At 41.8% G+C, this 21998-nt stretch carries 15 protein-coding genes and 1 pseudogene; 13 read left to right on the forward strand and 3 right to left on the reverse strand.

Annotated features, from left to right (window positions below; all coding sequences use genetic code 11):
- Positions 1-159 precede the first annotated feature (159 nt).
- Together ACYRY3_RS33745 and ACYRY3_RS33750 are read left to right on the forward strand one after the other, a co-directional pair.
- Positions 160-336: an ATP-binding protein gene (locus ACYRY3_RS33745; protein ID WP_460206031.1), complete on the forward strand. Its 177-nt coding sequence runs from the start codon at positions 160-162 to the stop codon at positions 334-336.
- Positions 337-491: 155 nt separating this feature from the next.
- On the forward strand, positions 492-1355 hold the full coding sequence (locus tag ACYRY3_RS33750) for a TOMM precursor leader peptide-binding protein (protein WP_460206032.1): 864 nt from the start codon (positions 492-494) through the stop codon (positions 1353-1355).
- Between the two features lie 145 nt (positions 1356-1500).
- Here ACYRY3_RS33750 and ACYRY3_RS33755 read toward each other — a convergent pair whose 3' ends face one another.
- From ACYRY3_RS33755 to ACYRY3_RS33765, 3 genes are all read right to left on the reverse strand, one after another.
- Positions 1501-2022 (reverse strand): outer membrane beta-barrel protein, encoded by a 522-nt coding sequence (locus ACYRY3_RS33755; protein ID WP_460206033.1) that lies wholly within the window; start codon positions 2020-2022, stop codon positions 1501-1503.
- Between the two features lie 176 nt (positions 2023-2198).
- Positions 2199-3827, reverse strand: a complete 1629-nt coding sequence (gene murJ, locus ACYRY3_RS33760; protein ID WP_460206034.1) for a murein biosynthesis integral membrane protein MurJ — start codon at positions 3825-3827, stop codon at positions 2199-2201.
- Between the two features lie 378 nt (positions 3828-4205).
- The gene (locus tag ACYRY3_RS33765) at positions 4206-5639 is read right to left on the reverse strand and encodes an LCP family protein (protein WP_460206035.1); all 1434 of its coding nucleotides are present in this window, start codon (positions 5637-5639) and stop codon (positions 4206-4208) included.
- Positions 5640-5896: 257 nt separating this feature from the next.
- On the opposite strand from ACYRY3_RS33765, the gene ACYRY3_RS33770 reads away from it, so the two are divergent.
- The 11 genes and pseudogenes from ACYRY3_RS33770 (at position 5897) to ACYRY3_RS33820 (ending at position 21843) form a co-directional block, all read left to right on the forward strand.
- On the forward strand, positions 5897-6961 hold the full coding sequence (locus ACYRY3_RS33770; RefSeq protein WP_460206036.1) for a mannose-1-phosphate guanylyltransferase: 1065 nt from the start codon (positions 5897-5899) through the stop codon (positions 6959-6961).
- A 193-nt stretch (positions 6962-7154) separates the two neighbouring features.
- Positions 7155-8342 (forward strand): annotated as a pseudogene (locus ACYRY3_RS33775) (ABC1 kinase family protein); the annotation flags it as partial.
- 415 nt (positions 8343-8757) lie between these two features.
- Positions 8758-8997, forward strand: coding sequence for a hypothetical protein (locus tag ACYRY3_RS33780; RefSeq protein WP_460206037.1), 240 nt, complete (start codon positions 8758-8760; stop codon positions 8995-8997).
- 79 nt (positions 8998-9076) lie between these two features.
- A complete protein-coding gene (locus ACYRY3_RS33785) occupies positions 9077-9766 on the forward strand; it encodes a cadmium resistance transporter (protein WP_460206038.1) in 690 nt (229 codons plus the stop codon).
- Positions 9767-10008: 242 nt separating this feature from the next.
- Complete coding sequence (locus ACYRY3_RS33790) at positions 10009-10647, forward strand: hypothetical protein (protein ID WP_460206039.1); 639 nt, start codon at positions 10009-10011, stop codon at positions 10645-10647.
- Positions 10648-11094: 447 nt separating this feature from the next.
- Complete coding sequence (locus ACYRY3_RS33795) at positions 11095-11445, forward strand: hypothetical protein (protein ID WP_460206040.1); 351 nt, start codon at positions 11095-11097, stop codon at positions 11443-11445.
- 510 nt (positions 11446-11955) lie between these two features.
- Positions 11956-13395, forward strand: coding sequence for an AAA-like domain-containing protein (locus tag ACYRY3_RS33800; protein ID WP_460206041.1), 1440 nt, complete (start codon positions 11956-11958; stop codon positions 13393-13395).
- Between the two features lie 5 nt (positions 13396-13400).
- Positions 13401-17039, forward strand: coding sequence for a WD40 domain-containing protein (locus tag ACYRY3_RS33805; protein ID WP_460206042.1), 3639 nt, complete (start codon positions 13401-13403; stop codon positions 17037-17039).
- 35 nt (positions 17040-17074) lie between these two features.
- Positions 17075-18490, forward strand: a complete 1416-nt coding sequence (locus ACYRY3_RS33810) for an ABC transporter substrate-binding protein (protein ID WP_460206043.1) — start codon at positions 17075-17077, stop codon at positions 18488-18490.
- Positions 18491-18635: 145 nt separating this feature from the next.
- Entirely contained in the window at positions 18636-20060 is a 1425-nt protein-coding gene (locus tag ACYRY3_RS33815; RefSeq protein WP_460206044.1) for a sugar ABC transporter substrate-binding protein, read from the forward strand.
- Between the two features lie 379 nt (positions 20061-20439).
- Entirely contained in the window at positions 20440-21843 is a 1404-nt protein-coding gene (locus ACYRY3_RS33820; protein WP_460206045.1) for an ABC transporter substrate-binding protein, read from the forward strand.
- Positions 21844-21998: the final 155 nt, after the last annotated feature.

The following is a 21998-nucleotide window of genomic DNA, read 5'->3' on the forward strand; positions in this document are numbered from 1 at the left end:
CCAACCTACAATTTTGTCATCCTGTGCAAAAACTGGAAAACCCGCCCCCCATCTCCTCATTTGCCTTAATGATTAAGTCTTTATGCGGACATGATATGATGCACTGCACCATTCAAGATGATGGTATGGGAATAGTTCGGGATATCTGCAATCAATTATTTGACCCTTATATTTATAGGGAGTCGGGCAAAAGCCACAGGTATCGGCTTAGGGTTGTACCTATGTCGCCAAATTATCACTGCTCACAAGGGGCACATAACGGTTGACACTCAACCAGGTGCAGGAGCAACGTTTTGGTTTACCATTCCTTTGGCTGACTGTTTCTCAACCTTTTAACAACCAGAACTTGCTGAAATTCTTACCAATGACAAATGACAAAGGACTAGTGACGACCTTCATTAGTTAACTTTATTTGTGTTAACCTATTTATTTTTGCCATAAACATATACAGTAATTTATGTTATATGTCCAGAGCATAAATTTAGATAAATATGTTTTACAAACCAATGTTTAACCCCCATTACCACGTTAGAGTAGTGGAACCCGATACCGTTTACCTACTTAGCGAGCAAGGGCAATGCACCCTTGGCGGTCGCCTATACGTTCTTTTAGCCCCCTTTTTAAATGGTCGCCATACTGTTAATGAAATAGCTCACCAGTTACGAGACGAAGCAACCCTCTTTGAGATTCACAATGTGTTGACCCGTTTGGAGAGCGAAGGATATCTTGCGGAAGCTCCGGATATCGTGCCACAAAAGGTAGCAGCATTCTGGAATGCCTTGGGAGTAGAACCTGGAAATGCCATTCGCAAACTGCAAGAGAGCAGGGTTTCCATAACTGCCTTTGGGGAAGTGGGAGTTGAGGCATTTATCCCCGTCTTGAAATCACTCGACCTTCAAGTTGGTGAGGGGGGAGACTTTACGGTTGTATTAACTGATGACTACCTGCAACTTGGTTTGGATGGGTTGAATAGGGAAGCAGAACAAACCCGAAAACCTTGGCTGCTTGCCAAACCTGTCGGTACAGTGATTTGTTTGGGACCGCTGTTTGTTCCCGGTCAAACTGGCTGTTGGGAGTGCCTTGCCAAACATCTGCGAAGCAAGCGTGAAGCTGAAACTACAGTAGAAAAAGGCGTAATACCATCCTTGCTCTCTTCTCGGGCAGTTCTTCCCACCAGCTTTCAGCTAGGGTTAAATTTGATAGCGATGGAAACAGCAAAATGGATTGTGTGGGGGGAGCATCAACACTTAAAAGGCAGGCTGATTGCAATAGATTTGACATCACTATCTATGCAATACCAAGTTCTAGATAAGCTTCCGCAATGCCCGGTGTGCGGTCCACAAATCAGGTCTTAAATCAATATTTTTTGTACTTGTTAATATATCTTGATGCAGCAATTAAAAGGCAGCGAAGGGCGTAGATTTTACCTCCGCTGCCCTTGGTAATGTTGCTTATACTTCCGCATCAAAATCCTTCTTTACCCAATGGTGCTTGGAAAGATTAGAAGCGCAAGCCAACTCCTGTTTGAATGCTGAGGGCATCTGCAGAACTATTTTCATAAGCATCAATGCCCCACTTAGCATCACCATATAAAACGAAGTTTTTTGCCACTTCTCTCTCAGCACCAATCGTTACGACAGGTGAATTTTGATTTCCCAATTGTGTGCTTTGACCTTCTTCAGTTACAAAGGAGTAACCGCCACCAACATAAACGTTCGTATTTTTAGCAACGGGTACATCGTAAGTTACCATTGGCATAGCTGCGGTTGCATCACCACCGAACAAAACAGCGCCGCGAACTGAAACAGGGGCATTGGGAACGGCAAATCGTCCTTGAATATTGCCACCTAATGTTGCTGCATCGTTGTCTTGTCCGCCGTTTGTCACACCAGCAGCAACACCAGCACCCAAGTAGTTAGCGGTTGTACCCCGTGTTGGAGCTGGTTGAGCAGAGGCAATTCCTGCGGAAAGAACAACAGAAGCAAAAACAAGTGCAGAGGTTGCTAATTTTGTGAGTTTCATAGGGTTCTCTTTCTAACGAGTTAAGTCGAATCAATGCTTTCTATTACTAGAGTCCCTTTTTTCACAAAAGATAACCTCGCACACTTAGGTTACCCAAACGGATGAAGTTTTTTCCACCCTGTTTGGTGAACATAAGGTCTGTTTTTTGAGATATAATAGTAGTTATAGATGTAAGGTTACGGGCTTCGCTTCAAAAAACGTTGTCGCAAACGAGAGACAAATACATTCACCTCTGGCATTTTTAGACTCGCGGCGATCGCAGCAAAAATTCCAATGCCAACTAAACCAGCAATAGCTAATTGCAATAATTGTATCGGCAAACCATCTTTACCTAGAAGCCTTTGAGAAAACTCAAGAGTCCCATAGCTTGCTAAGCCAGCCACCACACTACCAACGGTCATACCCAGAATGGGCAAACTCCACTTTAGCAAAGGTAATCCATGAATTTTACGATGCAGCAACCATAGCAACATTAATGTAGAGCTAAAATTTACTCCCACAGTGGTTAACACTAAACCAGGAGCACCTAATTTTAAAACATTAATAAAAAAGTAAGCTAAGACAACGTTGAGGAATATGTTAAAACTGCTAACCCGAAACGGTGTATCTCCATCACCCAAAGCATAAAAGACTCGAACCAAAACATCACGCGCCAAATAAACAAACATTCCAGCGCCATAAGCCACCAGCAAAGAAGATACCAGTTGAGATTCTGCTCGTTGGAAAGCTCCACGTTCGTAAATCACGCGCACAATTGGTACAGCCAAAGCGATCATCAAAGCACCGAGAGGCAGCATGGTAAAAGCGGAGAGGATCAACCCTTGGCGAATGCGTAATTTTAGGTCGTCCCAATCTTTGGGGTCTGCCAATCGGGAGAACACTGGTAATAGAGGAACCAAAATCATACTAGAAATAATTCCCAGTGGTGTTTGTACCAGAAGATTGGCATTCGCCAGTGCTGCTGCAGCCGATGGAATACCGGAAGCAAAAAACAAAATAACCCAGAGGTTGATTTGCAGCATTCCAGAGGAAATAGTGGCTGGTCCCATGATTTTCATGACCTCCCCCACCCCAGGCTGATTGATATTAAATCGCAAGCGAAAACCACCCATTCCAGCCTGTGCTTGCGCCACAAGCTGCACAACCCATTGCAATATCGCTCCGGCTAAGGTTCCTACAGCTAATACCATTCCGCCAAGCGCTGCGTATTCAGCCGTGGTAATTTTGTTACCCAATTGCAGCCACAAAATACCCAAACCGATAATAACGGTGATGCTGGAAAACAAAGGGCTGATGGAAGGCAGCCAAAATAAATTGGCAGCATTGAGGGTTCCAAAACCAATGCCAATCAACCCAGCGAGGATTGCCATTGGTGCCATAATTTGAAGTTGTTGAACTGCGATCGCTTTGACTGCTGCACCTTGTGGTAGTTTACTTAAACCAGGTGCTACCACATCGATTAAGTTTCCTGAAAAAAGAACCAAAAGAATTGTAAGAACGAGGAGTACACAACCCACAAGGGTTGTAATTGTCTCCACCAACGGAGCTGCTTCTTCTTGCTTGCGCTTAGCTAAAACGCTCACAATAGCACTATGGAATGGACCATTGATCCCACCCAGTAATATTAGCAAAAAACCAGGGATAACATAAGCAAATTGATAAGCATCAGCCACGACTCCCAGACCAAAAGCAGCAGCAATTGCTTGCTGCCGGACTAAACCCACAACTTTGCTAATTAAAGTACCTGCGGCAACAATGCCGGCGATTCCCGCTATTGAACGAGAAACCTTTTTGTCTTGTGTCACAAATAATACCTGACAACTATAGAAGAGCGAGTACCTGAAAACATTTAACCAAAGTTTACTCGTTTGTCAGGGTAATTTCGACAAAATCGTCGTTGATAGTAGTTAATGGTTATTAGTTAGTAGTTAGTAGTTAGTAGTTAGTTGTTATTGGTAGGGTGGGCACTGCCCACCATCCAACTACACTTTACCAGCAAACGCTGGACTGGAATTGAGCAATACCCATAACCAGGCGAGAGACAGAATGACCGTGATACCGAGTAGGCGAAGTAGAATTTTTTTCATGACTTTGTCAATGGTTATTTAGTTAGTAGTTAGTAGTTAGTAGTTAGTGGTTCGTAGAAAACGACTAAGCAGCAACAATCAACCACCAACCACTAACTATTCCCAATCTTTCCCAATACGGATAGTGATATCAGATTCCAACTCACCAGTTCCCGATACCTCAACCTGACCCTTGCCAAATAGCTCGTGTATTTGTTCTCCTGCTTGTCGGCTACCCTTCTGAACAATAATCTTAGATTCACTTCTAGTATCAGACCAATCTGGCACTGCGTAAACCTTAGCAAAACCTTTTTCTTTAAGATAATTGATGACTTTTTCAGCTAATTGGGGCTTTTGGGAAGCATTTTGAATAGCAATTTTAAGTTGTGATACAGGGCGCAGGGTTGGTGACATTCCAGATATTGTCACGCCCGCATACTCGTCAAGCAAGTCAACTCGTCCAGTCAAATCCAGCCAGTAGCTGTTTGGATCTTGACTCATACGGCTGAAGATACCGGGCAATATGGTCATTTGGAACTTATCCCGCTCTATATTCAGGCTAAAGTTGACCAACGCCATCATTTCTTCCAACTTGAGATTCGTATCAAAGTACCTTCGCATAAGGCGAACGAGTTGCGGCAACTTAGGCTTAACAGTAGGGCTGTAAAGACGTTCTCTCAAGCCCAAGATAAATGCTTGCTGTCGCTGAACTCTTTCCAAATCCCCCAACCCTTCTTCGCGGAACCGCACAAACTGTTCTGCTTGTTCGCCATTGAGAGTTTGCCAGCCACTGACTAAATTAATTGATGGTCCCCCAGTAGAGCCTTGTTGCACCATTGGTTTAGGTACAAATACTTCAACCCCACCAAACTGATCTACGAGCTGTCGCAAACCCCCAGAGGAAATACGGATATAGCGATCGATAGGGGCATTACTCAAAGTACGGCTGACTACCCGCGCTGCCATAACATGACCACCTTGGGCATTGGCATCAGACACTTTATGCAATCCCTTTTCTGGTATTGCTATCATGGTGTCTTTGGGGATCGATAGCACTCGAATTGTTTTGTTTTGTGGATTTAACCGTACTAACAACACTGTATCGCTTTTGCCAGAAAAACTTTCTGGAGAACCATCCACACTACCAGGAACGGGCTCAATACCCATTATCAAAATATTCATTGGTCGTGTGAGTTGGTATTGGGAGATATTACTCCACAATTCCCCTGGTAACGGGCCTTTGTGAGTATCTTGACCAGTACTACTGAACTCTTCGTCTGTTCGATCCATGTCACTCCATAAAGGAGTCCAAAGCGCCAAAGTTGATACCAGCAAACCTGATAGAGTGATCCCGACCACTATTGTTAGTATCCAAAATAACCACCGAGGCATTGCCAACCCCAGCCTGTAATAAAGTTGGCTGGGAATTGACCCTGTAGATTCCACGTAGGTATGGGAATCTTGTTCTTGGTGTTTGACTCTCACCTCATTTGGTGATTGTTGCTCCGCCTGAGATGTGCTTTGATTTGTTTTTGCTACTTGTTTGACCACAAATCTCTCCCCACTCAACCACTCCCTAAACGTAATGTTAATTCAAGCTATAAAGCTTGCAAGTGAACCAAATCACCTGCAAAAAGTATGAACGTATAAAGGATGAAGGATGAAGTCAGCCGTTTTTATCCTTGACCCTTTATCCTTGACCCTTTCTTAGGATTCCCTCTTATTTCACTTGAACAACTTTATACTTCTTCATTCTTCTTTTGGAGACAGTACACTTGTAATGTTCTTCAATAAGTTTCTATGAAACGATGAGTAAACCCTTATTCCCTGTTATTCTTGCCGGTGGTAAAGGTGAACGTTTTTGGCCTTTGAGTCGCCAAAATCGCCCCAAGCAATTTTTAAATCTCGATGGCAGCAATAGAAGCCTCCTGCAAGCAACTGCTGACCGACTGCTATCACTAGCAGGCGGTTGGGAGAACTTGTGGGTAATCACTTCTAGTCAGATAGCTCAAGGTGTTCGAGAGCAATTACCCGAACTGCCATCTGACAATTTACTAATCGAGTCACAGGGAAGGGACACTGCCGCTGCGGTTGCCTGGACAAGTTTGGAAGTTAAAAACCGTTATGGTGAAGATGCCATTATTGGCTTTTTTCCCGCTGACCACTGGATCGCCGACCAAAAAGCATTTGCAAGCACAATAGATGCTGCTTCGCAGCTTGCGGCAAGCTATTCAGCAATTGTTACTATGGGGATCAAGCCAACCTTCCCATCAACTGGTTACGGCTACATAGAACAAGGTGAAATAATTGATAGCTTTAATGACTTGCCAGCTTATCACGTCAACCGCTTTACTGAAAAGCCCGACCGTCAAACGGCAGAAAATTTTCTTTCTACGGGACGCTTTAGCTGGAATAGCGGCATGTTTGTTTTTCGGGCGGGTGTCGTTCTTGAGGAACTGCATACCCACGCGCCGGAAATCATCGAACCGTTAGAAAAACACGGTCCTGACATCTACCCCCAGCTACCTAAGAAGAGTATAGACTATGCATTAATGGAAAAGACAGGTCTAGCGTATGTTATTCCAGCAGATTTTGGTTGGGACGATCTGGGGGATTGGAATGCCATCGAACGCTTACTGAAAAAAGAAGGGTCTCCCAATGTTGAACTTGCTACTCACGTTGGGCTAGATACACAGGGGGCAATAGTCTATTCTTCAAATCCAGAGGATGTTATTGTTACCGTCGGTTTAGAGGATGTTGTGATTGTACGCGATCGCAATGTCACTCTCATTGTACAAAAAGACCGTACCCAGGAAATCAAGCAAGTTCTCAAAACACTGCAAAGCGATCCCCGATTCACCAATCTACTGTAAAATCTAGACCCTGAGCCAGAAGTTACAGGAGTGCATCCTTGAGTATATCTTGTATATCACCAGAAGGAGAGGATAAGGGGACAAGGGGACAAAGAAAACAAGGGAACTGTAGAATTTTTCTCCTTGTCTACCCCCTCTTCCTTGTCTCCCCAAACCCCACTCCCCAACCCTTAATCCCTCATCCCCAATCAAGATGTTCCTAACTCAAACCGTTCCCCGTCAAAGAGAAATTATTGAAGTTCTGCTTCGCAATGGCTGGGACTATATGCGGCGACTGATCACAGTTGGTAAAGCCGACGAACCCCAGCTACCAACACCTGCTGTATTAAAAAACATCTTGGTAGATTTAGGACCAGTCTACGTCAAGTTGGGTCAGCTGATGTCCACCCGCCCCGACTTATTAAGTGAACCCTACATAGAAGAATTGTCCACTCTACAAGATGAAGTTCCGCCAGTTTCTTGGGCAGATGTAGAAGTCCTGATTCGCAAACAACTGAAAAAACCTTTAGAAGAAACTTTTAGTACAATCAATGCTATCCCAGTCGCAGCTGGTTCTATTGCCCAGACACACCGAGCCACACTTGTAGATGGTCGGGAAGTTGCTCTTAAGGTGCAACGTCCGGGAATTGATATTACTGTTGCCCAGGATATTGCTTTAATTCAAGGTATTGCCGATTTGGTTGCCCGTACAGAATTTGGGCAAACTTATGAAATTAAATCTATAGCTGAAGAATTTACCAAAGCACTGGAAGCTGAGTTAGATTTTACACGAGAGGCGGGTTTTACTGACCAGTTGCGGCGCAATCTATCGAACAGTCGGTGGTACGATCCCACCCAATTAGTTGTAGCTGAAATTTACTGGGATTTGACCACACCAAAGTTAATGGTCATGGAGTGGCTCGATGGAGTACCTTTGCTGTCGGCAGATTTGAGCAATGACACCAATGGCTCCGATCCTGCAGCTAAGCGACAAGCAATTACCAGCCTCCTATTCCGTGCCTTCTTTCAACAACTTTATATAGATGGCTTTTTCCACGCCGATCCCCATCCCGGCAACATATTTTACCTCAGAGATGGTCGCGTTGCCCTTTTAGACTGCGGCATGGTGGGACGGCTCGATCCCCGTACCCAACAAATATTGACAGAAATGTTGTTGGCAATTGTGGATCTGGATGCTCAAAGGTGCGCTCAATTAACTTTACAACTAGCAGATTCTGCTGAACCAGTTATTTTGAGACGCCTTGAAAGTGATTATGACCGGATGCTACGAAAGTATTATAACTTAAGCTTGTCTCAACTGAGTTTTAGTCAAATCATCTATGAACTTTTGCAAGTAGCCCGTAACAATAAAATTCGCCTGCCCAGTAATATGGGTTTTTTCCTATGCTTTAGCTGGGATCTTAGCTGATTTAAATCTGACAATTCTTTTCAGTATTGCAGGTGGCACCATGCTGATTTCAACTATTTTTTTGACGGCAAATTCATCAATACGCACGATTGATTAACAAAGTAGGTCAGAGTTACCCATCGCACAAGCCCAGACTTTGTTGTTAGCAGAGAACGCCTTTTTGACCGATTTTATCGCGGCGATCCGGCGCGTAATTACAATAGTCAAGTATCAATCACTTTTATTTATTGTTTTGACAAATAAGAACATTTGCTTAGTCCTAAAGAGTTACCTAAAGTGGATGTTAAGACATAGGTGAACGATTTCAACAACACGACAACAAGTTAGCAACTCAAGAACTGAAGTTGGCAGGGTATCAAATTAGGTAAGACTTAACAGGAGATGCACGATGAAAGCTGACACCAACAAGACTGTCAAAACTGTTGTAGAACTGCCCCAGGCTAAAAATTATACATCAACTGAATTACAAAAGCAACAAAAAACTTCTGAATTGACGTTGGGGCAGCGTCTTGCCGATCTCGTTTATCTCAAATCCGTTACAGACAATGGTAATGTCGCAGTGAAAGTGATTCGCATTCAGTCAGCGCTTCAAAAAGATTTACCTTCTACAGCAATATACAAGGAGTGAAGTTGGAGTATCTGCAAACTTCATACCACCTCTCGGCTATCTATCTGTTTTTTGGATAAACATTCAAGGATAAACAAACATGAGTGCATTGTTTACTGCTATACCATCCAGTATTGCCGCCTTTAGCGCAACTAACCTTGATGACATTGTCATCCTGACAGTACTTTTCGCACAGGTCAATTCATCATTTCGGTATCGTCATATTATAGCAGGGCAGTATTTAGGGTTCACGGTGTTGGTTGCTATTAGTCTGTTAGGTTTTTTTGGGAGTTTTGTTTTGCCAAGTGTCTGGATGGATGTTTCTGGCTTTATCCCAATTGCGGTAGGTCTAAATCGCTTGGTCAAATTTGAAGAGGATAATCTGGATGATGAACTCACAATACTGCCTCCTAACTCCTCACCCATTCAGAGTTTGCTGTCTCCTCAAATCTATGGTGTTGCAGCCATTACCTTTGCTAATGGTGGTGACAATATTGGAATTTATATGCCATTGTTTGCCAGCAGTAACCCGATAAATCTACTCGTTATCATCAGCGTATTCTTTATTCTCGTTGGGCTCTGGTGTTATATAGCCCATCGATTAACTCATCAAAAAGCGATCGCCAAGATACTCATGCGCTACGGCAACTCCCTTGTACCATTTCTGTTGATTGGATTGGGTGTATATATTTCATTAGACAGCTTTTTGCTGGCTCTGTTATCAGTTACCGTCCTGTTTATTGGTTGGATAAGTTTTAGTATATTACGTCAGGGGGTGACTTCTGCATAGCAAAGGTGAGCCAATCCCCACATTAATAGGTTCCTATAAAGATTTATAATCGAAAAAGCAGAACTCACCGGTTTTTCATAAAATTCTTCTATTTTTAGGAAAAAATGATGTTTTGTGATGTGAAAAGTGATTAGATATAGTAAATTATAGTTCCAAGAAAGATACAGGCATTTTTCCAACCAAATAACAAAAATAGTGAGTAAAGAAAGCTAGTTGTTGTCATAATGAAGAGGAGCAGAATTGTGAAAAGTTTTAAAGCCTTGTTGGTGTTTCTGTTAATGTGGGTTACCTTGATGATTGCTCAACCTGCTTTTGCAGACCCGATCGCGGAAAAGAGCCCTGAGTACATCGGGATATCTCAACAGCTCGATCAACTCTTGCAAATTAGAAACGATCCATCACAAGGTGGTTATACTTCGGAAGATTTGCAGAAAAGAATTGCTGATTTGCAATTTCAGAAATATATCATGGAGAGCACAGAAGACTGGGGTGTTTGCCGAAATGAAACAGGAAGGACAATAGGTGTCTACGCTCATAGACCAAGCAAATACGGTACTCCTACCAATACCTTGTTCTATTTAGGAAATGGTCGCAAGACGGACGATGAGTGGGACTGTGATGGCATATACTTGCCCAATGACGCAAAAGTAGCTGGTGTTACTCTTCCAACCCCTGCACCTGAAACGACCGGACAACAGCCTTTTGTTCTCAAGATTATTGATGGAACAAAGCTGGTGGCTAGAACCAATCCTGTCACTGGCGAACTCGAATTGAATGCTCCTATTGCAGGCGCGATCGCTCCTGGTGAGCCAAACTGGACTATTCCCAATCTGTCTCAAGCAGAAGTAAGTACCCAAATCCCCAATGCCCCCATTGATTAAGACATAAGCGTTACTGTCGGCAACAGTTCAATTAAATTTTCTCACCCATTATTTACCAGCCCTCTTAATAAACATGAGGGCTATTTTATATGTTAACAATACCGATTCACCACGTTTGACATTACATAAGAGCATTTTATAATTTTCATCAAAATTTATAAAATTAGTTTAATTTTTCATAAAATTTTGCTTAACTTATCTTTCTTTAATTGTCAAAAATTGCAAAATGTCTACAATTAAGCAAATAACCTAACAAACAGAAGTTTTGGAGGAAACAAAGCACGGTAACAAAATACTTGCAATGGATTTATAATCCTTAATATGAAGTAAGAACTGTAAGGGCAACAATTTATTGAATAAATTTGGTATTAGTGTTGACATTAAAAATCAACAAGCTAATATTGATGCAAAGTTTTTGAGCATTGATTGTAGTACTACTATTATGAGATGGTGATTAAAAAAGATAGTGAAGAAATTGTAGTTGTCAAAGCAGCTATACCAAAAACTTTAAAAATTCAGTTTAAGGTTCTCTGTGTACGGAAAGAATTGGAAATGAGTCAGGTATTAGAGGATTTAATTCGGCAATGGATACAAGCAGGTGCGCCTGTTTCTAAATTTTCTGTTGATTTATCCAATCAAGATTCTGAAGATGTTAAAGCTTATGTTCCAAAATCATTAAAGCTTGAGTTCAAATTGCTTTGTACTCAGAAAAAAATTACGATACGTTCTGTTTTATACGGGCTGATCGAGCAATGGTTAAAAAGCAATGTTTCTAATGTAAATAGAAACATTATTTAGTCTTTTTATAAATTCGATCGCAAGATTGGAATAGTTTTTGTGTTTCTTTTATTGCTTATTAGAAACTAGATTGTTTACTAAATATTTATAGATAAGGAGTTCAACCTAAAAAATATAAACTGTCCGTTGTCGCGCTGTCTAGCTTGCGGTACGCTTAACGGCGAACGAATACATTGAAACGATAAAGCTAAAAGTAGCTTATACAAATTTGAAAAAAGAATGCAACACATTGATAATACCCCTGTCTAACCCTCTCCTTATGAAGGTTCGGGAACTAGATGTGCGATATTCCCACCTTTATAAGGGGGTAAATTCAACTTGTACACCACCGAGTGAGTAAGTGAAGGGTGTCAATAAAGAGATAAAATATTACGTAAAAAGTAAATAGTTTGTGTAAAAAAATATCAGTGTTTAGTCGATCGTGTTAAATTTAAGTGAAAAAATTAAAAAAATCTGAAAAGTTCAGATAAAGTCATAGAGAAAGTCAACTTTATCACTATTGAGACAAAGATGAATGTTGATGAGGCATTACTGGTTCTAGATATATTTCTAGAAAATCGACTAAACAATTTACAGGAGCTAGTATTCCGCCAATCTTGGGAAGGGCAAACCTATCAAGAGATAGCGGATAGTGCTCGCTATGATGCTAATTATATTAAAGATGTTGGTTCCAAGCTATGGAAGTTACTGTCCCAAGCACTGGATGAGGAGGTGACAAAAAGTAATTTTCGGTCAGTGCTGAGACGGCGAGGAGAAAATTACGCTCTTGAGAAGAAGTCGCAAGCAGTTCTGTTAAATTACGAAAAATTAATTAATAAAGAAGATTTGGAGGATTTCTCTGGGGATCGCAAGAAATTGGAACCTGTTATAGGGTTCAAGGGAAAGGAGCAAACAAAAGCCTCGGTCTCAATTCCCGATAGCTTAGATATTCCTGGCGGTTCAGTGCCATTGAATTCCTTTTTTTACATTAAGCGTCCTCCTATTGAAGAACTTACTTATAGTGAAATCAGCAAACCCGGAAGCCTAATCCGAATTAAAGCACCCAAGCAGATGGGTAAAACTTCCCTGATGCAGAGAATGTTGGCTCACGCCAGACAGATAGGGGGGGTACACACCGTATTAATAAGTTTTCAACTGGCAGATAGTCACGTTTTCACTAATTTGGACAAATTCCTGCGCTGGTTTTGTGCTAACGCCAGTCGGCAATTGAACGTAGAACCAAAGCTAGATGATTACTGGGATGAGGACATTGGGAGCAAAGTCAGCTGCACATTGTATTTCCAAGAGTACTTGTTGCAGAAAATCAGTTCTCCAGTGGTCTTTGCTTTAGATGAAGTCAATCGGATTTTTGAGTATCCAGAAATCTCTGGTGACTTTTTGCCACTGCTACGTTCTTGGTATGAAGAAGCCGCAGAACTGGATATCTGGCAAAAACTTCGGTTAGTGGTGGTTCATGCCACAGAAGCTTATATACCATTGGATATCAATCAATCTCCTTTCAATGTTGGGCTGGCAATTAAGTTACCAGAATTTACTTTGACCCAGGTGCAGGATTTGGCATTACGTCATGGCTTAGTTTGGGCAAAAGAGGCGGTAGGATCTCAAAAACTTGCTTCTCTTATAGAGATGATTGGCGGTCATCCTTATCTAGTACGTCTTGCCCTCTATCACTTGGCAACTCAGAAGATTACCCTAGAGCAACTTTTGCAAGAAGCCCCAACTATTGGTGGTATTTACAGTAACTACCTCCGCCATCACCTTGCCAATCTACAAGAACATCCCGAACTTGCAACGGCATTTAAACGAGTTGTGACAGCCACTGAATGCGTGCAATTAGAAGCAATTACTGCTTATAAATTAGAAAGCATGGGTTTGGTAAAACTTGAAGGAAATTACGCTTTACCCAGCTGTCAGTTGTATCGTCTTTATTTCTGCGAGCAATTGGGCTAGTGGTTATGAATAAGTATGAGTATCAAGTTGGGGGCAGTCTCAAAATGGATGCTCCTAGCTATGTCGAACGGCAAGCTGATTTTGACCTCTATGATGCCTTGATGAAAGGCGAATTTTGTTATGTGTTTAGTTCCCGGCAAATGGGAAAATCAAGCTTGCGTTTGCGAATGAGGTATCGACTTCAAGAAACAGGTTATTGTTGTGCTTCTATTGATATGACCAGGATTGGGAATGGCAATGTTACCCCTTCTCAATGGTATAAAGGAATAGTCGTTGATTTATTGCGGGGTTTTAATCTTTTTGGGACAGTTAATATAAAAACTTGGTGGAATGAGCGTGAAGATTTACCTCCTTTACAGCGATTAAGTCAGTTTATTGAAGATATTTTATTAGAAAAATTAAAAAGTGAAAAAATCTTTATTTTTATTGATGAGATCGATAGCGTTCTTAGCCTCAATTTCCCAGTTGCTGATTTTTTTGCTTTGATTCGGTCTTGCTACAACCAGCGAGCAGAAAATCCAGAATATAACCGTCTGACTTGGGCATTGTTTGGGGTGGCAACTCCTTCGGATTTAATCTCTGACCGAACTCGTACCCCATTTAATATTGGTACGTCTATTGATTTACAGGGTTTTAAGTTGTCAGAAGTGGAACCACTCGCCGCAGGATTGGGGGATAAGGTGGCTAATCCTATGGCAGTGCTCAAAGAAATTTTAGCTTGGACTGATGGTCAGCCATTTCTGACTCAAAAGCTATGCCACCTTGTGGAACATGAAAGAATTAGTGGCAGCACGGATTTACATGAGGAAGCAGGAGGTCTGGAAACCAAAGAACGATACAAGTTGGATTATCACTTACCTATAGTTAATTATCATCTCATCAGTATTTATTACCAGTTCCCTTCAATTATTCTTGACAAGCTCGTACAAACACACATTATTGACAATTGGGAAGCTCAAGATGAACCAGAACATTTGAAAACAATTCGCGATCGCCTCCTCAGTAACGAACAACGTACTGCTAGCCTGTTGGCACTTTATCAGCAAATTTTACAAGGTATTGAGGTACCGACAGATGACTCACCAGAGCAAATAGAGCTCTTACTGTCGGGCTTGGTCGTCAAGCAGGAGGGAAAATTAAAGGTAAAGAACCGCATTTATCAAAAAATTTTCAATCAAGCATGGGTAGAGAAACAGTTAGCCAAACTGCGACCTTACGGACAAGCTTTAGATGCTTGGATTGCATCATCACGTCAAGATTCTTCAAGGTTGCTACGGGGACAAGCCCTGCTAGAAGCACAAGCTTGGGCAGTTGGCAAAAGTTTGAGCGAACTAGATTATCAATTTTTAGCAGCTAGCCAAGAACTCGATAGGCGAGAAGTAGAAACTCAGTTAGCGGCAGAGTGTACTAAGGAAATCCAAGCAAGACTGTTTCAAGAGCAAAAAGTTGCCAAACTTCAGAGAGTCTCTCTCAGTGCAGTGAGTTTGGCATTTGCGATGGCTTTAAGTCTGGGAGTGGCAACATTCATCCAGTACCGTAAGGCACTGTTAAGCGAACTCAAAGCAATAGCCACATCTTCTGAAGCTTTATTTGCTTCAGATAAAAAATTAGATGCACTGATAGATGCAATTAGGGCAAGGCAAAGACTGCAAAGCCTCGGAGGTGCAGATCCACAGACCCAAACACAGATTGAATCTGTGTTGCGACAGGCGATTTATGAGGTGACAGAGTATAACCGCTTGTCAGGGCATAGCGCGGGGGTAAACGCGATTGCCATTAGTTCAGATGGTCAGATTTTTGCTTCTGGGAGTGCGGACAAGACAGTTAAACTCTGGAAACCAAATGGAACTTCGATCCAGACCCTAAAAGGGCATAGTGCGGGAGTAAACGCAGTTGCTATTAGCCCCGTTGGTAACACAGGCAAAGAAGGGGAAAAAAATATCTTCGTTGCATCTGGCAGTGAAGACAAGACAGTCAAACTTTGGAAAATAGATAGTGATGCTAGGGGGAAGTTTGAGACCCGCCCCTACGCAACCCTGAAAGGACATAGCGATGCAGTGGAGGCAGTTGCTATTAGCCCCGATGGCAAAATCATCGCTTCAGCAAGTGATGACAAGACAGTTAAACTCTGGAAACCTGATGGAACTTTACTACGTACAATTCAAGGGCACAGCGATGAAGTTGAAGCAGTAGCCATCAGCCCCAATGGCAATATGCTTGCTACAGCAAGTGATGACAAAACAGTCAAACTCTGGAAAATCGATGGTACGTTACTACGCACGCTAAAAGGGCACAGCGATGAAGTTGAAGGAGTTTATTTTAGCCCTAATGGGAAGATACTTGCCTCAGTGAGTGCAGATAAAACCGTCAAGCTTTGGAACATTGACGGTAAGGGCAAGTTTGAAACCCGTCCCTACGCAACCCTAACGGGACATAATAATCAAGTTGAGGGAGTTGCTATTAGCCCTGATGGGACTTTCATTGCTTCAGCAAGTCGAGATAAGACGATAAAAATTTGGAAACCGGATGGCACTTTGGTCGCAACTCTTATGGGGCACAACGCCGGAGTTAGGGAAATTGCTATCAGCCCTGACAGCAAGATGATTGCGTCGGCGAGTTGGGATAACACCGTTAAATTTTGGAAGCGAAACAGCGTATTATTGATGACTTTTCCCGAGCACAGGGATGCCGTTAATGGCGTTGCTTTTACTCGTGATGGCAAGATGATTGCTTCGGCAAGTCGGGACAATACGGTAAAATTTTGGAACCCAGATGGGACAATGCACATGAATCTCAGGGGTCATAACGCGGGAGTCAATGCACTTGCTATTAGCCCAGACGGTCACACCATCGCTTCCGCAAGTTCAGATAAAACCATTAAACTCTGGAACGCAGATGGTAAATTGCTGAAGACTCTTGTCGGGCATACTGATGTGGTTAAAGGGGTTACTATCAGCCCCGACGGCAAATTGATTGCATCGGTGAGTGATGATAAAACAGTCAGACTCTGGAAGCGCAGTAGCACGGGGGAGTTTGAAACCCGCTTCTACGCCACCTTGAGTGGACATACCTCTGGGGTGAATGGAGTGGCTATTAGCCCTGACAGTAAAATCATAGCTTCGGCTAGTGATGACAACACTATTAGACTTTGGAAATCGGACGGGGCTTTACTGAAAGCCCTCTCAGGGCATAACAATCAAGTCAATGCAGTTGCTATCAGTTCCAATGGCGATATTATTGCTTCAGCTAGTGCCGACAAGACAATCAAACTTTGGACAATTGACGGTATACCATTAGCTACCCTGAGTGGACATAGTGCAGGGGTAAATGCAGTTGATATCAGCCCAAATGGTGAGATGATTGCTTCGGCAAGTTCGGATAACACCATTACACTTTGGAGGATTGACGGTAAGTTGCTGACGACTCTTTCCGGGCATAGCGATATGGTCAAAGGGGTTGCATTTAGCCCCAACGGTCAAGCTTTAGCCTCAGTCGGCGATGACAAAATTGTTATTCTGTGGAACTTGAATCGTGTTTTGGCTTTAGATGAGCTTCTTGTTTACGCCTGTGATTGGGTGCGTGATTATTTGACAACAAACGTTGATATAAGTGACAGCGATCGCAATCTTTGCGAGCGACGTTAACGAGCGCTGAAGTACAATTAACATTATTTAAACAAATGTCTATATTATCAATCCTTGCCAGCCGTCGCTACGCGCTAAAAATACTCATCTTCAGCTTGATAACTGTTGCTTGCAGCAAGACATCTCAATTAAATATATCCCCAAATGTGGAATCTTCTACTGATAGTACAGCTTTAAAGATTTGGTGGGACAAAGGTGCCAACATAGAAGAGGATGACGCTTTAATTAAGCTAATTAAAGACTGGGAAAAAAAAAGTGGCAACCAAGTGAAACTTGCTTTTTATAGTAACGATGAGCTTCCTGAGAAAACCAGAAGGGCACTTCAGGCTGGCAATGTGCCTGACATAGTGATGAGTAGCAGTGCAGAAAGAGAGTTAATTCCACGTCTGGCGTGGGAAGGCAAACTGGCTGATGTTTCAGATGTCATTGCACCAGTGAAGAAGTACTATTCTGAAGCTGCCCTAGAAGCCGTTCATTTTCACGATCGTGTTCAGAAAAAGCGTAGCTACTATGCAGTGCCCATCAATCAATTAACTATTCACGTACATTATTGGCGGGATATGCTCAGGCAAGTCGGTCGTAGTGAAAGCGATATTCCCAAAGATTGGGATGGCTTTTGGGAATTTTGGAAACAAGTGCAAGATGACTTGCAAGTTCGGCATCAACAGGATAGAAAACAACTTATTTACGGATTGGGGTTTCCATTTTCCGGTGCTTCTGCCGATACGTATTATACCTTTGAGCAAATTTTAGAGGCATATAATGTCCAACTAGTCGATTCTAAAGGTCAACTCCGCTTCAACGATCCCAATGTGCGTAAAGGCATTGTTAAGAGTTTAGAGTGGTATGCAAAATTTTACCAGCAAGGTTACGTACCACCAAACTCAATCAAATGGTTAAATCCTGATAACAATCGCAACTTGCTTAACCGTACTGTGGTCATGACTCCAAACACAACACTTTCCATTCCTGCTGCCGTGCGCCAAGATTCTAACACCTATCGTAACAAGCTTGGCACTTTAGAATTTCCTAACAAACCCAATGGCGAACCAATGCGCTACTTAGTTGCGGTTAATGCCGCAATTTTGTTTGCTAATTCTCCCAAACAGAAAGAAGCTAAAGATTTTTTGGCATACTTAGTTCAACCCAAAACAATAGGAGCATATATCAAAGCTGCTGGAAGTCGATACTTACCAGTCATGGTGCCAGTATGGCAAGACCCATTTTGGACAAATCCTTCAGATATGCACCTTTCCACGGCTTCTAAAGCACTCATCAAAGGTCAAACACGTCCGTTTTATTTTGTCCAAAACCCAGCATACAGCCAGGTTTTACAGCAAAATGTCTGGGGGAAAGCTCTCAATCGAATCGCGATCGATGGCATCTCTCCACAGCAAGCAGCCAATGAGGCAATGGAGCAAATTCATCAAATTTTTGCCAAATGGCAGTAGAGAAAGTATGAAGGATGAAATATGAAGGATGAAATATGAAGGATGAAATATGAAGTAAACTAAATCAATAAACTGAGGGGCTTAGATTAATTTATCAACCTATTTTTTATCCTTTATCCTTCATACTTTATCCTTTTTTTGGTTTATGAGCAGAAAAACTCGCGATCGCTTTAGATTCTCTATACTAATAGCATTGGCAATTAGTTTGACAATCTTTGCTTGCGATCGAACGCCCACTTTAGAATCACAATTAAGACAACCTTCTGTTAGGTTATCACCTACAAATGATAAAGTCTTAAAGATTTGGTGGGATAAGGGTTTTGCTCTAGAAGAAGATGAAGCACTCGCCTTAGTTGTTAGAAATTGGGAGAAGAAGAGCGGTTATAAAGCAAAGCTTTCCTTCTATGGTTTGAATGAATTACCGCATAAAGCTTTAAGATCGCTACAAGCAGGTCATCCACCTGACATTATGCTAAGTTTTAGAGCTGACAAGGAACTCAACCCGCGTTTTGCTTGGGAAGGCAAACTAGCAGATGTTTCTGATGTCATTGCACCAGTTAAGAATCTTTTTCCCGAGTCTGTATTGGAAGCTGTTCATTTTTATAATAATGTTCAGAAAAAGCGCAGCTATTATGCAGTTCCTATTACTCAAACAACAATGCACTTTTTTTACTGGCGGGATATGCTGAAGCAAATAGGTAAGAGCGAAACTAGCATTCCTACGGACTGGAATGGTTTTTGGGAGTTTTGGAAACAAGTGCATAATGAACTGCGAACAAAACAAAAACAAAATCTTTATGGCTTGGGTTTGCTCTACTCAATCGACTCTGCGGATACCTATATTTTTCTTGAACATATCTTAGAAGCCTATGATGTAAAAATTGTTGATGAACAAGGTAAACTTCTTATTGGCGATCCCCGAACGAGGCAAAAAATTATTAATGTCTTAGACTGGTATGCTAAGTTTTATCAGCAAGGTTATGTACCATCAGATAGCTTAAGGTGGTTAAACCCGGACAACAATCGGAGTTTGCTCAACCGTGCTGTGGTGATGACTCCTAATATGACCCTCTCAATTCCCAGTACGGTAAGCAGAGATAGGGAAACCTACAATAACAAACTTGGCACTTTAAAATTTCCTAACAAACCTAATGGACAACCAATGCGCTATATAGTTACCGTTGGTCAAGTTGTATTGTTTGCTAATTCTCAGAATCAGGAGATAGCCAAGAACTTTCTCACATATTTAATTCAACCAGAAATATTAAACCAATACCTGAAAGCAAGTGAACGCGGTAACTTTCCCGTGCTGAAGTCTGTATGGAAAGACCCCTATTGGACAAATCCCAAGGATTCACACATTTCAAGTCTTGCTAAAACATTAATCCAAGGTTCAACACGTCCCTTGGATTACGTGCGTCACCCAGCTTATAGTGTTATTTTGGATGAGAATATTTGGGCAAAAGCTCTCAATCGAATTGTTGTCGATGGTGTTTCTCCAGAACAAGCAACTGATGAGGCAGCAGCACAAATACAGGGCATTTTTGCTAAATGGCAAGATCGTCCTTAGTTATTTGTCATTTGTCATTAGTAAGGGTTTCTGGTGTATTTACATTTTGTAATATAAATAGGATGACACAAATAAAGTTCATTCATGAGAACCGTCCTTAGTCCTTTTTCCTTGGTCATTTGTAAGGATTCTGGGTAGGTTTAAATTTCCTAACACAGTTTTGTTTATTCCCGCTCACCTACTTAAGTATGTCATTACAAAGTCATTTGTTAAGGGCAAAGGACTAAGGACAAATGACAAATGATAAATTTTGACTATTCATTTCTCGCTAAAAAGGTCATAATCACAAAATATTTTTTATTTGCTATGAGAAATGCTATTAAGAAAAAAATTCAGAAAACGCTTTCAATGCTCTCAGAATCAGCTAAGACTTAACCAAGTGACTACTACAATATTACAAATTATCCGTCGCCCTATCTTAATGGGATTGATACTCAGTTTTATTATTTTTTCTTGCACGCACAACTCCAATTCCGACACATCATCTCTCACCCCATCCTCCAGTGACAGCCGAGCCCTAAAAATTTGGTGGGATAAGGGCTTTACTCAGGAAGAGGATGAGGCGCTACAGCAGGTTGTGAGCCGGTGGGAACAACAAACTGGTAACAAAGTCAAGCTTTCTTTTTACAATAATGATGAGCTATCAAAAAAGACTCAAAGAGCAATTCAGGCTGGCAACCCACCTGATGTTTTGATGAGTGACAATGCCGATCGCGTTCTCAATGCAAGTCTTTCCTGGCAGGGTAAGCTAGCAGACGTTTCCGATATTATAGAACCTATCAAACCTTTTTATTCAGATACCATACTGTTAAGCGCTTATTTTTACAATAATCTCAAAAAACAGCGAAGCTATTACGCGGTTCCCGTTCACCAGAGCATACCTCATATTTTTTATTGGCGGGATTTACTAAAGCTAGGGGGTAAGAGCGAAAAGGATATTCCCAATTCTTGGGATGCCTTTTGGGAGTTTTGGAAACAAATGCAGGATAATCTGCGAACTCGACAGAATCAAAAAATATATGGAATTGGCTTTCCTCTATCAGTGGGCGCTGGAGATACCTATGAAGTCTTTGAGCAGATTTTGGAAGCTTACGATGTTGAGATTTTAGACTCTAAAGGTCAACTGCGCGTTAATGACCCCAAAGTCCGCCAAGGAATTATTAACTGTATAGATTGGTACACCAAGTTTTTCTACCAGGGCTATGTGCCACCAGAGGCAGTAAACTGGTTAAACCCAGACAACAATCGCAGCTTACTTAACCGTCGTGTGGTGATGACTCCCAACAACTCCCTCTCGATACCTGCTGCTGTACGCCGTAATCCTGATATTTACCGTAACAAACTTGGCACAATTGGGTATCCCAATAAACCTAATGGCAAGCCAATGCGTTATATTTCCCTAGTTCGGCAAGCAATTGTCCTAGCTGATTCTAAAAATCAGAAATTAGCTAAGGAGTTTTTGGCATATTTCATACAACCAGAGATAGTAGGGTATTATCTTAAGGCTGCTGGAGGGCGTTTCTTACCAGTACACAAGCAGGTTTGGAAAGACCCTTTCTGGAAGGATAAGAGTGACCCTCACATTTCGGTTGCTGCCAAACCGTTACTCCTGGAACAAACTCGTCTATTTTATACTGCAAAAAATCCTGCTTATACCAAAGTTTTGATGAAAAATATTTGGGGTCAAGCTATCCAAAAAGTTGTAGTCAATAATATTTCCCCAGAACAAGCAGCTAAGGAAGCTTTTCAGCAAATCGAGCAGATTTTTGCCGAATGGAAGTAGCATTTTTCAAACAAATTCGTCAAATCAAAATAACATATAGCAGATTGTAAGGGCGAACGACCGAGAGCCCCTACTTCATTTACCTGAAAAATCCTGTATATAATAAGAAAGAATTATTGCTGATAAAACACGTTAACTGCTTGCACGGGTAGCTG

This window comes from Scytonema sp. NUACC21 (assembly GCF_054684315.1).

What these genes read in the sequence shown, in the direction of transcription:
- ACYRY3_RS33810 (WP_460206043.1), top strand. Translation starts at nt 17,075, where the DNA reads ATGTCTATATTATCAATCCTTGCCAGCCGTCGCTACGCGCTAAAAATA.
- ACYRY3_RS33770 (WP_460206036.1), top strand. Translation starts at nt 5,897, where the DNA reads ATGAGTAAACCCTTATTCCCTGTTATTCTTGCCGGTGGTAAAGGTGAA.
- ACYRY3_RS33750 (WP_460206032.1), top strand. Translation starts at nt 492, where the DNA reads ATGTTTTACAAACCAATGTTTAACCCCCATTACCACGTTAGAGTAGTG.
- ACYRY3_RS33805 (WP_460206042.1), top strand. Translation starts at nt 13,401, where the DNA reads ATGAATAAGTATGAGTATCAAGTTGGGGGCAGTCTCAAAATGGATGCT.
- ACYRY3_RS33815 (WP_460206044.1), top strand. Translation starts at nt 18,636, where the DNA reads ATGAGCAGAAAAACTCGCGATCGCTTTAGATTCTCTATACTAATAGCA.
- ACYRY3_RS33755 (WP_460206033.1), bottom strand. Translation starts at nt 2,022, where the DNA reads ATGAAACTCACAAAATTAGCAACCTCTGCACTTGTTTTTGCTTCTGTT.
- ACYRY3_RS33795 (WP_460206040.1), top strand. Translation starts at nt 11,095, where the DNA reads ATGGTGATTAAAAAAGATAGTGAAGAAATTGTAGTTGTCAAAGCAGCT.
- ACYRY3_RS33800 (WP_460206041.1), top strand. Translation starts at nt 11,956, where the DNA reads ATGAATGTTGATGAGGCATTACTGGTTCTAGATATATTTCTAGAAAAT.
- ACYRY3_RS33780 (WP_460206037.1), top strand. Translation starts at nt 8,758, where the DNA reads ATGAAAGCTGACACCAACAAGACTGTCAAAACTGTTGTAGAACTGCCC.
- ACYRY3_RS33785 (WP_460206038.1), top strand. Translation starts at nt 9,077, where the DNA reads ATGAGTGCATTGTTTACTGCTATACCATCCAGTATTGCCGCCTTTAGC.